The 13678-nt window shown below is 40.2% G+C and carries 13 protein-coding genes and 1 pseudogene; 7 read left to right on the top strand and 7 right to left on the bottom strand.

Going from position 1 to position 13678, the window contains the following annotated elements; all coding sequences use genetic code 11:
- Nucleotides 1-140: 140 nt before the first annotated feature.
- Together CWB62_RS13590 and CWB62_RS13595 are read left to right on the top strand one after the other, a co-directional pair.
- A complete protein-coding gene (locus CWB62_RS13590; RefSeq protein ID WP_286364811.1) occupies nt 141-437 on the top strand; it encodes an HU family DNA-binding protein in 297 nt (98 codons plus the stop codon).
- Nucleotides 438-608: 171 nt separating this feature from the next.
- Nucleotides 609-2510 carry a SurA N-terminal domain-containing protein gene (locus CWB62_RS13595; RefSeq protein WP_138527937.1) on the top strand — a complete coding sequence of 634 codons (1902 nt, stop codon included), beginning with the start codon at nt 609-611 and terminating at the stop codon, nt 2508-2510.
- A 102-nt stretch (nt 2511-2612) separates the two neighbouring features.
- On the opposite strand, the pseudogene CWB62_RS13600 reads toward CWB62_RS13595, so the two are convergent.
- The 7 genes and pseudogenes from CWB62_RS13600 to pspF form a co-directional block, all read right to left on the bottom strand.
- Nucleotides 2613-3076, bottom strand: a pseudogene (locus tag CWB62_RS13600) (VOC family protein).
- Between the two features lie 93 nt (nt 3077-3169).
- The gene (locus tag CWB62_RS13605; protein WP_138527939.1) at nt 3170-3931 is read right to left on the bottom strand and encodes an ATP-binding cassette domain-containing protein; all 762 of its coding nucleotides are present in this window, start codon (nt 3929-3931) and stop codon (nt 3170-3172) included.
- A complete protein-coding gene (locus CWB62_RS13610) occupies nt 3931-4923 on the bottom strand; it encodes a peptide ABC transporter ATP-binding protein (protein WP_138527941.1) in 993 nt (330 codons plus the stop codon). The genes CWB62_RS13605 and CWB62_RS13610 overlap by 1 nt, the downstream gene beginning before the upstream one ends.
- A complete protein-coding gene (locus CWB62_RS13615; RefSeq protein ID WP_058405724.1) occupies nt 4924-5817 on the bottom strand; it encodes an ABC transporter permease subunit in 894 nt (297 codons plus the stop codon).
- Complete coding sequence (locus tag CWB62_RS13620) at nt 5804-6838, bottom strand: ABC transporter permease (protein WP_138527943.1); 1035 nt, start codon at nt 6836-6838, stop codon at nt 5804-5806. Before CWB62_RS13620 ends, CWB62_RS13615 begins: the two co-directional genes overlap by 14 nt.
- On the bottom strand, nt 6838-8445 hold the full coding sequence (locus CWB62_RS13625; RefSeq protein ID WP_138527945.1) for an ABC transporter substrate-binding protein: 1608 nt from the start codon (nt 8443-8445) through the stop codon (nt 6838-6840). Before CWB62_RS13625 ends, CWB62_RS13620 begins: the two co-directional genes overlap by 1 nt.
- Before the next feature lie 15 nt (nt 8446-8460).
- Nucleotides 8461-9525, bottom strand: a complete 1065-nt coding sequence (gene pspF, locus CWB62_RS13630; protein ID WP_058552885.1) for a phage shock protein operon transcriptional activator — start codon at nt 9523-9525, stop codon at nt 8461-8463.
- 186 nt (nt 9526-9711) lie between these two features.
- On the opposite strand from pspF, the gene pspA reads away from it, so the two are divergent.
- The 5 genes from pspA (at nt 9712) to CWB62_RS13655 (ending at nt 13574) form a co-directional block, all read left to right on the top strand.
- Nucleotides 9712-10371, top strand: a complete 660-nt coding sequence (gene pspA / locus CWB62_RS13635) for a phage shock protein PspA (RefSeq protein ID WP_058405721.1) — start codon at nt 9712-9714, stop codon at nt 10369-10371.
- A 66-nt stretch (nt 10372-10437) separates the two neighbouring features.
- The gene (gene pspB, locus CWB62_RS13640) at nt 10438-10671 is read left to right on the top strand and encodes an envelope stress response membrane protein PspB (RefSeq protein ID WP_058405720.1); all 234 of its coding nucleotides are present in this window, start codon (nt 10438-10440) and stop codon (nt 10669-10671) included.
- On the top strand, nt 10668-11069 hold the full coding sequence (gene pspC, locus CWB62_RS13645; RefSeq protein WP_058552884.1) for an envelope stress response membrane protein PspC: 402 nt from the start codon (nt 10668-10670) through the stop codon (nt 11067-11069). The genes pspB and pspC overlap by 4 nt, the downstream gene beginning before the upstream one ends.
- Before the next feature lie 55 nt (nt 11070-11124).
- Nucleotides 11125-12549, top strand: coding sequence for a YcjX family GTP-binding protein (locus CWB62_RS13650; protein ID WP_138527947.1), 1425 nt, complete (start codon nt 11125-11127; stop codon nt 12547-12549).
- Nucleotides 12546-13574 (top strand): YcjF family protein, encoded by a 1029-nt coding sequence (locus CWB62_RS13655; RefSeq protein ID WP_138527949.1) that lies wholly within the window; start codon nt 12546-12548, stop codon nt 13572-13574. Before CWB62_RS13650 ends, CWB62_RS13655 begins: the two co-directional genes overlap by 4 nt.
- The last annotated feature ends 104 nt before the right edge of the window (nt 13575-13678 follow it).

The following is a 13678-nucleotide window of genomic DNA, read 5'->3' on the forward strand; positions in this document are numbered from 1 at the left end:
ATGATAAGTTAAGCACTGGTTTTCAAGCCTAGGCCTTATGTGGCCTAGGCTCAAGAAAAATATAATCATGTGAGCATTACAAGTTTGCTCTAAAATTTTCAAAAAAGTGATGTTAGTTTAAAAAACCATCGCTCTTGATAATAACAATGAAAGAGGATGATATTGTGAATAAATCTCAATTAATCGATCAAATCGCAGCTGATGCTGACATTTCTAAAGCGGCTGCAGGTCGTGCACTTGATTCATTCATCGAATCTGTATCTGGCGCGCTAAAAGACGGCGATTCAGTTGCACTTGTTGGTTTTGGTACTTTCTCAGTGCGTGAGCGTGCTGCACGAGCTGGCCGTAACCCACAAACTGGTGAAACTATTCAAATCGCTGCTGCAAACATTCCAGCTTTCAAAGCCGGTAAAGCGCTTAAAGACGCAGTAAACTAATCATTATTTTAAACAGATTAGTTATGGCGAAAGTAGAGTTACTTATTCGGCCTAACCGTTGAATTGGGTAACTTTACCGCTAGTTACTTCAAGTGAAAAAGCGTATCTGGTAAGATACGCTTTTTTTACATGTGACAAGGTATTAAACCTTGATCAAAAAGAGATAAACAAATGCTTGAGAAAATCAGAGAAGGTTCGCAAGGACCTGTAGCCAAAATAATTTTAGGCGCGGTGATTTTATCTTTTGCTTTAGCAGGGATCGGTAGTTACCTAGGTCAAACCACGGAACAACCTGTTGCTGAAGTGAACGGAGTTAAAATTAGCCAAACGGAATTTAACCGTGCGTATCAAAACGAACGTAATCGATTAGAGCAACAATTTGGTGAGTACTTTACACAAATTGCTGCAGATCCAAATTATATGGCACAAATTCGTCAAGGTGTAATTGACCGCTTAGTACAACAAGAATTGCAATCACAGCTAGCGGCAGAATTAGGCCTTCGCGTAAGCGATGACACAGTTCGTAAAACAATTTTAGAATTACCTTATTTCCAACTTGGTGATAAATTTAATAACGATCGTTATTTACAAGTAATTCGCCAAATGAATTTCCAACCGGATACATTTCGCGAGTACCTTCGCGAAGACATGACGCGTAGCCAACTAGTATCTGCGGTTGCAGGCACAGACTTTGCGCTTGAAAGCGAACTTAAAAGTGCTATTGCTCTTCAACAACAAACTCGTAGCATTGATTATTTAGTAATAAATAAAGAAGCGCTTGCAGCGAGTGTTGAAGTATCAGAGCAAGAAGTTTCAGATTACTACGACTTAAATGCATCACAGTTTTTATCACCAGAGCTTATTTCTGTAAATTATGTTGAACTAAAAGCTGAGAACATTACGGTCGCTTCGGTTATGGAAGAAGATGTTAAAGCATACTACGAGCAAAATAAGGCACAATATGTTGAGCCTGAAAAACGCCGTGTATCGCATATTTTAATAGATAACAGTGAAGACGATGATGCTGCAAAAGCAAAAGTAGATGCTCTTTACGCTGAACTTCAACAAGGTGCTGACTTTGCAGAACTCGCAGAATCTTCATCTGATGACATCGTTAGCGCTGAGATGGGCGGCGATCTTGATTGGATTGAACGTGATGTAATGGACCCTGCATTTGAAGATGCAGCATTTTCACTTGAAGCGAAAGGCGACTTTTCAGAAGTGGTTACATCAGAATTTGGTTACCATATTATTAAACTTACTGATATTCAGCCACAGCAAGTTAAAGCATTTGATGACGTGAAAGCTGATCTACGCGCTGAACTAGAGCGTGCCGAGAAAATAGACGCATTTTACGATAAGCAAACAGAAATGGGTGCTATTGCGTTTGAAATTTCAGACCGTTTAGATGATGCAGCAGAAGTTGCTGAACTAGAAGTTAAGTCAACTCCTCTTTTAGCATTAAACGCCTTACCTGAGCCGCTAAACACTCCAGCTGTAGTTGCAGCTCTTACATCAGTTGACCTACTGGAAGACAAAGTGAACTCTGAGGTTATTGAGTTAGGTGATGAGCACATTGTTATTGTGCGCATAAACGAGCATCAACCAGCGTCAACTAAACCGCTAAGTGAAGTAAGCGAGCAAATTAAAACACGCCTAGTTAATGAAAAGTCGTCTGAGCTTGCAAAAGATAAAGCGCGTAGTTTGTTTGCTGAGCTACAGTCGGGTAAGAGTTTGAACGATATTGCTACTGAACAAAGTTTAACGCTTCGTCAAGAGCCACAACTAAATCGTCAAAGCTTTGCTGTATCGCCTGCGATTGTTACTCAGGCCTTTAAAATGGCTCACCCAGCAGATACTGCAGTAGTTGATGTTGTTGATTTAAACAACGGAGATGCAGCCATTGTTGCACTTAACTCAGTAACAGATGCTGCCGTGACCGCTGACATTGACCCACAAGCTAAACAAAGTATTACAATGGCACAAGCGAACAAAAACTATATGGTATTTATAGAGTCGCTTAAAGCTAAAGCTGAGCTTAATTTACCTGTAGTTGAGCAAGCTGCTGAATAAATTAATTTAAGTTATTTAAAAGGCGCCTTGAGCGCCTTTTTTATTGTTTTGAATTCGGATGTGCTTTTACCATTGCGTAATAATACTCATCATTTTATGGGGCTAGATAGGCCTCGCAATAAATTCAATACGATTACCGCTAGGCTCTCTTATCATCATGTGTTGCGCAGGGCATTTACCTAAACTCTTTGGGGCAAATTCTATAGTAATATTTTTGCATTTTAAGTGTTTGTGCAGCTTGCTTAACTTTCGGTGTTTTTCAATACTTTGAACACTGAGTGCTAAATGGTGTAGGCCTACATTTTCTGATTGATTAAACGCTACACGTTTTTCATCATTCTTAACTCGCCATAATTCAATGATTGTTTTTTATTGGATAAAAAGCAAGCAGGATAAGTCGCATCATTTCCAACCACTTTAAAACCAAGTACATCAGTAAAAAACACTTTAGATGAATCTAAATCTGAAACTGTTAAACCTAAATGATCGATTCCGCCAACCCAGTTTTTAACTTTGTTAGGGGTATCGGTAATAGCAGAGGCAGATAAAAGCAGTAGGGGAGTAATGCTAGGTAGTGTGTTTGAGCATGGAGTGGCCTTGTTAAAAAGTAAAGTTAATAACAGGCGCTTTTAAAATGCACTTACATTACGAAAACTTCATTAACAGCTTAATAGCCGCTGCGTTATTTTTGATTGAGGGTTATTAAATACACTTTCGGTTAAACCATATTCAACCACTTCGCCTTTATCAAGCACAATTACTTGGTCACTAATATGGCGTACTAAACTAAGATGGTGGGTGATCATGACATACGTTAAACCTGTTTCACGTTGTAACTTAAGTAATAAATTTACTATTTGGGCACGTATAGATGGGTCTAATGATGATACAGCTTCATCAAGTACCATTACTTTAGGGTCTAAAATAAGTGCTCTGGCAAAAGCCACACGTTGTAATTGACCAACGCTGAACATATGCGGGTAATAATGTTGGTGATCAACTAATAACCCCACTTTAGAAAGTGTTGAATTTATTTTTTCAGTCCGTTCTTCTTCATCAAAGTCAGTATTATACTGCAAGCAATCATCAAGCATGTCGCCAATAGTGAGACCAGGGTTTAACGATGCTCCCGAGTCTTGAAAAATCATTCTAATGTGACGACATTGGTTATCTCGAATACCGTTGTCTTCAATTATATTGCCTTCTAATAATATTTGCCCTGAGTTAGCATTATCTGCACCGGCAAGGAGTTTTGCGAGGGTACTTTTACCCGACCCGGTTTCGCCAATTACAGCAATGGTTTCACCTTTGCCAATACAAAATGAAATATTTTTTAGTACTTCAAACTTTTTCCGTTTAAATAAACCTGCCCGCACATCAAATGTTTTAGATAGCGCTTGTACCTTAAGAGTAGGTTGCATTACTTCATCTCCTTTATGAGCGGAAAATGACATGCATAGCTGTGACCACTGTGTTTAGTTAGTGTAGGAGTTATCACACATTCTTTTTGTGCCTGTGGGCAGCGAGGTCCAAGGCGACAACCAATTGGTAAATGTTGTAAGGTTGGGATAGTGCCTTTAAGTGCATAAAACGGTTCTTTATGTGCCAAACCTTGTTCGTAATCGGGTAAGCTTTTTAACAGGGCCTGAGTATAAGGATGGCGAGGCTGCTTAAATATTTTATGGGTAGGGCCTGCCTCAACCATTTGGCCGCAATATAAAACGTGAATACCATGTGACCAATCGGCAATTTCTTCAAGCTCATGTGAAATCATTAAAATAGACATATTTTTTAGCTGATTAAGACTTTTTAACAATCTGAATACTTGTGCCCGAGTTGTACTCTCTAGCGCTGTAGTGGGCTCGTCAGCAATTAAAAGCTTAGGTGTGCGAGCAATCGCCATAGCAATCATTACCTTTTGACACACACCTTCAGAGAGCTCGTGAGGGTAGCTATCAAGTACGGCTTCATGATTTTTTATGCCGACTTTGTGAATAAGCGCCTTAACTCGGTCTTTTCGGTCTCTATTACGTTTTAAAAAGAACCCTTTGCGAGCAACTTCTGGCAGTGTTTCAGCAATTTGATTAAAAATTTTCGCCGTAGGGTCTAGGCACCGGCTTGGATCTTGGTAGATCATCGCAATGTCTTTGCTCACAGTTTGCCTGCGTTGTTCAGGAGTTAGGCGCATTAAGTCAACACCCCGCCAATGGATTCGGTCAGCGGTTATATTCCAGCGTTCATTTAAAACACCAACAATGGCTTTTGCTATAAGGCTTTTACCTGAACCAGATTCACCTACAAGCGCATGTACTTCACCTTCTTTTAAACTAAAGCTGACTCTATCTACCGCTCTTATAACGGTTTCTGAAGTACGCAGTTCAATGGTTAAGTTTCTTACATCAAGTAATTGCATTTAATCGGCCTTACGCTCTTTTAGCACTTGTCTAAGTCCATCGCCTACTAAATTGGTTGATAATACCGCTAAAAATAATAATACCCCTGGCAAAGCAACCGTCCAAGGAGCCAAATAAATTAAGCCAAGATTTTCTGCCAAAATAGCCCCCCACTCGGTGGTAGGAGGTTGTGCACCGAGCTTTAAAAAACCCAACGCAGAAATATCTAGTATGGCCGTAGACAGTGCCATGGTAAAAATAACCACAATATGTTCGTAAATGTTGGGGAAAATACCACGAGATATAATATGCCAATTTGAAGCGCCGTCGAGCTTAAACGCGGTGATATAGTCTTTGCTCAGCTCTTCTACTATTAGGTTTCTGATTGAATGAATAAACTGGGGTAATAACGCTAAAATAATTGCCCATACGGTATTCATTAAGCCAGGGCCAAGTACTGCGATAATAATAATAGCTAACAACAATGAGGGTATTGAAAGAGTGATATCAAGTAGGTGATTTAAAAAGCTTGAACGGATACCACGGCTAATGCCTGCAAAAGTACCGACTAATACGCCTATTATAGTCGTTAGTAACGCGGCAACCACGGATAAACCAAAGGTATAAGTTGCGCCGTTCATTAATCGCGACAACACATCACGCCCTAAATCGTCTGTTCCCAAAATAAAGCGCACGTCGCCCATTTCATGCCATGAAGGCGGAATAAGTAGTGCATCGCTGTGCTGCTGGTTTACCCCATAAGGCGCTAAAAATGGTGCACTGGCAGCAAGTAAGGCAAATGCTATAAACACCCATAAACCAACAAGGGCAGGGTGATTGTTTTTAAATTTTCGCCAAAATCGCGCAAGTGGCGATTTATTCGACTCTTCAGAAAATACTTTAAACTTTGCCATGGGCTTGGTTCCGTGAGAGTGGGTCGAATAAACTGTAAAGAAGTTCGGTTACAATGGTGGCTAAAATTACAAACAATGATACAGCCATTAAGCCGCCTTGAATGGCAGGAAAATCTCGTTGGTAAATGCTGTCTATTAACCAGCGGCCAATACCAGGCCATGAAAAAATAACCTCGGTGATCATAGCAAGCGTAATTAATGTACTAAATTGCAAACCAATTTTTTTTATGACCGGTAAAAGCGCGTTACGCAGTGCGTGATGCAAAATTAACTGACGTCGGTTCAATCCTTTTGCTCGCGCTGTTTTTATGAAGTTTTGATCCATTATTTTTAACATTGACTCTCGGGTAAAGCGCACAAGTACAGTTGTTGGGTACATGGCAAGTACTATGGTTGGTAATGTTAAATGATGTAATGCGTCAGTAAATGCCATACCTTTATATGGAAAACCTGCTAACGCAATATCAATCAGCATAAACCCGGTAGTTGGCGGAATTTCATAAAGAAGCCCCATTCTGCCCGACATTGGAAACCACCCCAATTTCAGAGAAAAAATCATAATTAGCAATAGAGCCAACCAAAATACAGGCATAGAATAGCCCACAATAGTCGTTGAATTAATGAGCTTATCGGGCCAGCGATTGTAATATGCTGAACCTAAAATTCCTGCTGGCACACCAATAAAAATAGACACAATAAGTGCATAAACACTAAGCTCTAGCGTTGCCGGTAATAGATCAAGAATATGCGAAAACACATTGTCGCCAGAGGCAAACGATAAGCCCCAATCGCCTTGAAAAACACGACCCAAAAAAGCGATGTATTGAGTGAAGTAATTGCTGTTATATAGATACTTATCTTCTAGTTGAGTATTTTGCGAGAAGTTATTACTTGGCACACCACTTAAATTACTTAACGGATCTCCAGGGAATAAATAAGCAAGAGAAAACGTAAATATGCTTAGCATTAATAGCATAAAAAGTAATAAACCAAGGCGGCGTAAAATATAATCAAGGATCATTACTTTTTCCTCGCATTGGCTAACGAAATAGCACCAAATGGGCCAAGTGTTATGCCTTCAACATCGGCACTACTTGCTTGAAACCGCAGGCCATGAGCAATTGGTAGCAAGGGTAATTCATCCATAATGAGCGATTGCACATCGGCATAATATTTTTTTCGCATTAATATATCGGTGGTATCGAGTGCTTGCGCTAATAATAAATCAAATTTTGGGTTGCACCAATTAGCGGGGTTTTTACCACTAAATGTTGCAGAGCAACTTAATAAAGGGCTAAAAAAATTATCTGGGTCAGGCGTGTCTGCTGCCCAGCCAAGTAACACGCTATCGTGGCGGTGCTCACCAATGCGTTGAATAAACGTATTCCACTCGTACTCTACAATATTTACGTTAACGCCTATTTTGCGCAAATCACTTTGCATCAGCTCAGCCATTTTACGCGCATTTGGATTATAAATACGGCTTACCGGCATAGCCCAAATATTCATATCAAACCCATCTTTTAAGCCTGCTTCTGCAAGCAAACTTTTGGCAAGATCGGGGTCAAACAATGGCATCGATGTTTGGGCATCAAATGCCCAAGATGTTGGTGGTAACATCGACTCGGCTCGTGTTCCGTTGCCGTAATACACCGCTTGCATTATTTTATCTGTATCGATTGCATGTGCAAGCGCCTTACGAACTCGAATATCGTCAAAAGGTGGGCGTTCTGTGTTAAAAGCCCAATAACCAACATTAAGGTTCGTTTCTTTTTCAATATTAATATCTTCACGCTGGGCTAAAATACTCAACTGAGCACTACTAGGATGAGCGGCTAAGTCGCACTCTTTAGTAAGTAGCTTTGCGATTCGGGCTGTGCCATTCGGTGTAATATCGTAAACAAGTTGTTCAAGAGCGACGTCGTGTTTCCAATAATCAGGATTACGGTAAAAGCGGACTAAATTATCTCGTCGATATTCACGATAAATATAAGGACCAGTGCCTACAGGGTATTGATCAAATAACCCTTCCTGTTCGGCTGCTTTGCGCTTCATTGCATATTCTGCCGATAAAACTACCGCAAAATCGGTTGCCATATTGGCTAAAAAGCTGCTTTCAGCATTAAATAACTCAAACCTGACTTGGTAGTCAGACACGCGAACAATTTTTCGGATAAGCTGATCAACGCCTACACTTTGAAAATAGGGGTAACTTGCATCACCCACAAAATGATAAGGGTTGTAAACGTCAAATAATCGGCTAAAGGTAAAAATGACGTCATCGGCATTAAATGTGCGTGTAGGAGTAAAGTACGCAGTCGCATGAAACGGCACGTTTTGTCGTAAAGTAAATGTGACAGACTTACCATCTTTACTTACTTTCCAATCTGTAGCGAGTTCACTTTGAAACTCTGCAGTAACCGGATCAATACTTATTAAACGGTCGTAAAGCTGATTTGCAATAATATCAATAGTTGAGCCTGTGGTTGTTACTTGTGGGTTAAACGACACAGGGTTTGCTTCGGCGCAATATACAAGGCCTTGGCTTTTTTCTTCAATAACGCGTTCTTCACTATCTAAGCAGCCAACTAAAGTGACGGCTAGTAAAGTAAGTAAAAATTTATGCACACGCATAACCTCTAACTATTGTTGATCCAACAAATTGTATTTTTTTAGATACCCACGTAATTGATGATACGTTAAACCAAGTACTTCTGCAGTTTTCTTTTGATTAAATTGGCTGTGCTCAAGCGCTTTATTAATCATATTTATTTCAAACTCATTTGAGCGCTCTTTTAAGCTACAAGGAAATTGAATATCAGCGTCTACTTTTTGCTCAGAAATACTTACAGGCGCGGCAACAGAAATAGGCTCAGCACTTACATGCTGTGGAGTTATGGGAGCTTTAATACGCGCTTTTGGCCTAAATGGACTCTCGAATGGGTCTAAAATAATCTGGTGAACGGGAATATGTTCACTGCCGTGGCGATACAAACTACGCTCAACCACATTTTTAAGCTCACGAATATTTCCCGGCCAATCATACGATAAAAGTGTTTCTGTAGCGCTTCGGGTAAAGCCACTGAATAACTCCCACTCTAAATCGCGTGCCATGTTCATCGCAAACTGCTCTGCAAGCAGCATAATATCGTCTTGACGTTCACGCAGTGGGGGGAGGGTAATTACATCAAATGCTAATCGGTCCAACAAATCGCTTCTAAATTCACCTTGTTCTGCAAGGTATGGTAAGTCTTCATTGGTGGCGCATACTAAGCGTGTGTCAACTTTAACAGTTTGCTTACCGCCAACGCGTTCAAACTCACCGTACTCTATAACGCGAAGAAGCTTTTCTTGTACCATGGCAGATGTATTTGCCAATTCATCCAAAAATAGCGTACCGCTGTTAGCGCGTTCAAAACGGCCTTCGTGGCGTTTACTGGCCCCGGTAAATGCACCGCTTTCATGACCAAATAATTCGCTTTCGAGCAGGTTTTCGTTCAAGGCCGCACAGTTTAGCTTTACGTAGTTTTGATCCCAACGCTTAGATAAAAAATGTAAGCGAGCAGCAATAAGCTCTTTACCTGTGCCTCGTTCGCCAATAATAAGCACCGGCTTATCTAAATTAGCGAGTTGCGATACTTGATCCAATACCGATAAAAAGCTGTCTGATTGGCCTAGTAAATTGTCTTGTTGGCGATATTGGCTCATATTCCCTAAGTCTTGGTCATTTTTACTAACTGTTAGTGTATTTCATAATTATGAATAACTAAAGTAATTTGTATATTTAGTTTAACTTAATGAAAATAAAGTGTATTTTGTTTTTTAAAAAGTTGGCAAGCATATTGATACTAATTAAAGCAGACTAACTAAGTTTTAATTACAGAGGTAAATGTTATGGGAATTTTTTCACGTTTTGCAGATATTGTTAATTCTAATATCAATGCCATTTTAGATAAAGCAGAAGACCCAGAAAAAATGGTGCGTCTGATTATCCAAGAAATGGAAGATACACTGGTAGAGGTTCGTTCTACGTCAGCTAAAACTTTGGCTGAGAAAAAAGAAATTGTTCGCCGCCTAGATACACTTAAAGTTCAAGTAAGTGACTGGCAAGAAAAAGCTGAGTTAGCACTTAGTAAAGACCGCGAAGATTTAGCACGTTCAGCATTACTCGAAAAGCAAAAGTCGGCAGATGCAGTGAGTGCCGTTGAAGGTGAACTTGAGCATGTAGAGTCTCATATTGAGAAGCTTCAGCAAGAAGTGACCACACTACAAGAAAAGTTAGCTGATGCTAAATCACGTCAAAAGGCAATAATTCTTCGCCAGCGTTCAGCTGAGTCGCGCCTAGAAGTGAAAAAAGCACTTGATAGCTCTAAAGTAGAAGACGCACTTAATCGCTTTGAACGTTACGAAACTAAAATTGATGGACTAGAATCTCAAATAGAGTCTTACGATTTAGGTAAGCAAACGTTAGCAGACGAAATTGCTGATTTACAAAAAAATGAAAAAATTGATGATGAGCTAGCTGAACTTAAAAAGAAGCTTGCTGATAAGTAATTTATACAGGGGCATGTAATGTGCCCCACTGCTTAACATATTTGAACGGATTGTCAGGAGAGGATTATGTTTGATCCAGAGATACTAGTTGCACCATTTATCTTATTTATGATTTTTGTTGCGCCACTGTGGTTAATTTTACACTACCGTAGCAAAAAGCAAGTAAGCCAAGGTTTAAGTGAACATGAACACCGCCAATTACTCGAACTAGCACATAAAGCTGAACGCATGGCTGATAGAGTAGAAACACTTGAAGCATTGCTTGATCAAGAGTCACCACAATGGAGACGCAAAATATGAATGCCAAACGCGAATTATTAAGAGACCCACAGCGCGGTAAAATAGCCGGTGTGTGTGCGGGATTAAGTGACTACTTTAATATGGAGTTATGGTTAGTTCGCATTATATTTGTTAGTGCGGTACTGCTAGCAGGTGGCCCATTATTTGTGGTAGCGTATATTGCAGCGTGGTTTATTTTAGACAAAAAAGAGCCAACGACTGCACATACCAGTAGTTCAACCAAAGCTGACGATCCGTTAGAAGTAAAATTTAAAGTATGGCAAAAGGGTGAGCCACCGCGCCGCGCTTTACAAGATTTAAAAGAGCGTTTAGCGCGAGTAGATACACGCCTTCAAGATATGGAACGCCACGTTACCTCTAGCGAGTTTACGGTAAGCCGTGAAATCAACAAACTTTAAAGGATTTAATGGCACTTTATTAGGTGATTAAGCATCAATGAAGTGCTAGCCCATTATGAGTCGTACTTCATTTGCTAAAAAGACCTTTAAAAGTATTAAAGGCAGTGCACAAAAAGCCCTTCACCGAAGTTTAGATCAGCATGTAAAATTGGCTGTTACCGGGTTAAGTGGTAGCGGTAAAACCGCCTTTATTACAGCCTTAGTAAAGCAATTAACGACACAAGCTAGCGATAAAAACCTCCCGTTTTTTGACGTAATGCGAGAGCATCGCCATATTGCTACCAAAGTTGTTCCACAAGAAGCGCTTAACGTTCCCACTTTCGATTATGCGCGTGCGCTTAATTCTCTTTTACCAAGTGACGGCGAACCAAAATGGCCAGCATCAACGGAGCGCATTAATACACTTCGTTTGGCAATAAAATATCAAAGCAACACGGGTTTACGTGGGCATTTTTCACCGCAATCCACGTTGTACTTAGATATTATTGATTATCCCGGCGAGTGGTTACTCGACTTACCCATGCTTGAGCAAAGCTATGAGCAGTGGTGTGATCTTCAATACCCCTTATTACTGCAACACCCGCGCGTAAATACGTCTAATGATTTTTTAAATGCGCTTGAGCAGCTTGACTTAAACGCACCTGTTGATGAGAGCTTACTTTCACACATTGCTGAGCTTTACCAACATATGCTGGTGGGTCTTAAAAAAGACACCAAACTAGCCATGCTACAACCTGGGCGAATGCTTATGCCTGGCGACTTAAAAGGCGCGCCGCTATTATTATTTTTCCCTGTTAATTCTCAGCAGTTTAATCGCGGTGATATTATTGCGGGATCGAATTTAGAGCATCTTATTAAGCGCTTTAATGCTTATGTAAAAGAAGTGGTTAAGCCTTTTTACAACGAGCATTTTAAACATTTTGACCGTCAAATAGTGTTAGTCGATGTATTAAGTGCTTTAAACGAAGGCCATGCAACACTCCAAGAGCAAAGTAGTGTAATAAATCAATTACTCGCCCACTTTAATTACGGCGAGTCAGGCTTTTTCAAACGTTTATTTAAACCCAACATAGATAAAATACTCTTTGCGGCAAATAAATCAGATCACATCAGTGCCAAGCACCATAAAGACTTAGCATTACTGCTCGATTCGCTTGTGCATGAGCAAACTAACTATTTAAAATTCGATGGTGTGCAAATAGAAACCATGGCTATGTCGTCAATAACGGCTACGCAACCGCGCCAAATAAATGATAAAGGCCAAACGCTTGATTGTATTTATGGTAAACCTTTAAACGAGCAAGACTGGTTAACTTATTTACCGCCACAGCCGCCGAGGCGCATGCTTAGTAAAGCTGAATGGCCCGCACAAGGTTTTGAGTTTTTATCGTTTACGCCCATGCCATGCCCTGATAAACAACTAAAACACATTCGCCTTGATCATGTAATGCAGTACTTGTTAGGAGACAAATTATCATGAATGAGACACAACCTCAGTTTCAAGCAGGTCGCCGAATAGACACACAAGATGTTGAACAAATTGAACCCGCTTTAGTTCCTGCAAAAGTGATTGAGCACGGGCAAAGTAATGATAGCGATGACTTTGATGACGAAACACTTGAGCCTGAAATTGACCTAACTCCAGTTTATAAAAAATCAAAATGGCAAACCTTAAAAGGTATTTTTACGATTAGCTTTATTGTGCTTGTACTTTTAGAGTTTGCGTTTTCGTTAGTATTTACATTTCAGCAATCTATTATTTTAGGCAGTGTTTATTTAACCGCCGTTGTCAGCGGTGTAGTGTTAATTGGACGAATGTTGTGGCGAGAATATTCAATGTTGCGCAGTTTAAAACGTAACCAGTTGCATAGGGTTGAAGCCGATAGACTTTTAAATAGTGAGCAAGTAGGTGGGGCATTGCCTTGGCTTGAAAAGTTAAATAAACACCAACAGCTTGATAATTTCGACACTTTTAAAAGCCAAGTTGCAGAGCATCACAGCGATAAAGAAATAATGACACTATACGCAAATAGCTTATTGGTCACCCAAGATACTCAAGCGAAAAAGCTTATAAATCGTTTCGCAACCGAGTCCGCATTATTGGTTGCACTGAGCCCAATTGCGCTAGTTGATATGATGGCAGTATTGTGGCGTGGCACCAAGCTAATAGAGCAAATTGGTAAAATTTATGGCATTGGATTTGGCTATGCTAGTCGAATTAAGCTTTATCGTATGCTGATAAAGCAAGTCATGTTTGTGGGTAGTGCTGAGCTGGTATCTGATTTAGCGGCAACGGCGCTAAGTGCTGAGTTATTGGGTAAACTTTCTGGGCGAGCAGCACAAGGCGTCAGCGCTGGTATTTTTACAGCGCGTATAGGCTACAAAGCTATGGAGCTAAGTCGCCCTTTACCAAGGCTCGAGCACAAGCGGAACTTGCTAAAAGAGACCGTACAAAGTATTGCAGGTAAAATCATAAAACGAGGAAAAACAGAGCCTACACAATAGCATGGAAATATTTGTGTACAGCTAAGCGGGTAAACTTTGCACAAATAGCCATCTGAGCATCCGGCATGCTTGTGATTTAAACTGTGGTACGTTTTTATCTATGT

The sequence above is a fragment of the Pseudoalteromonas sp. S408 genome (assembly GCF_005886645.1).
Classification (GTDB): domain Bacteria; phylum Pseudomonadota; class Gammaproteobacteria; order Enterobacterales; family Alteromonadaceae; genus Pseudoalteromonas.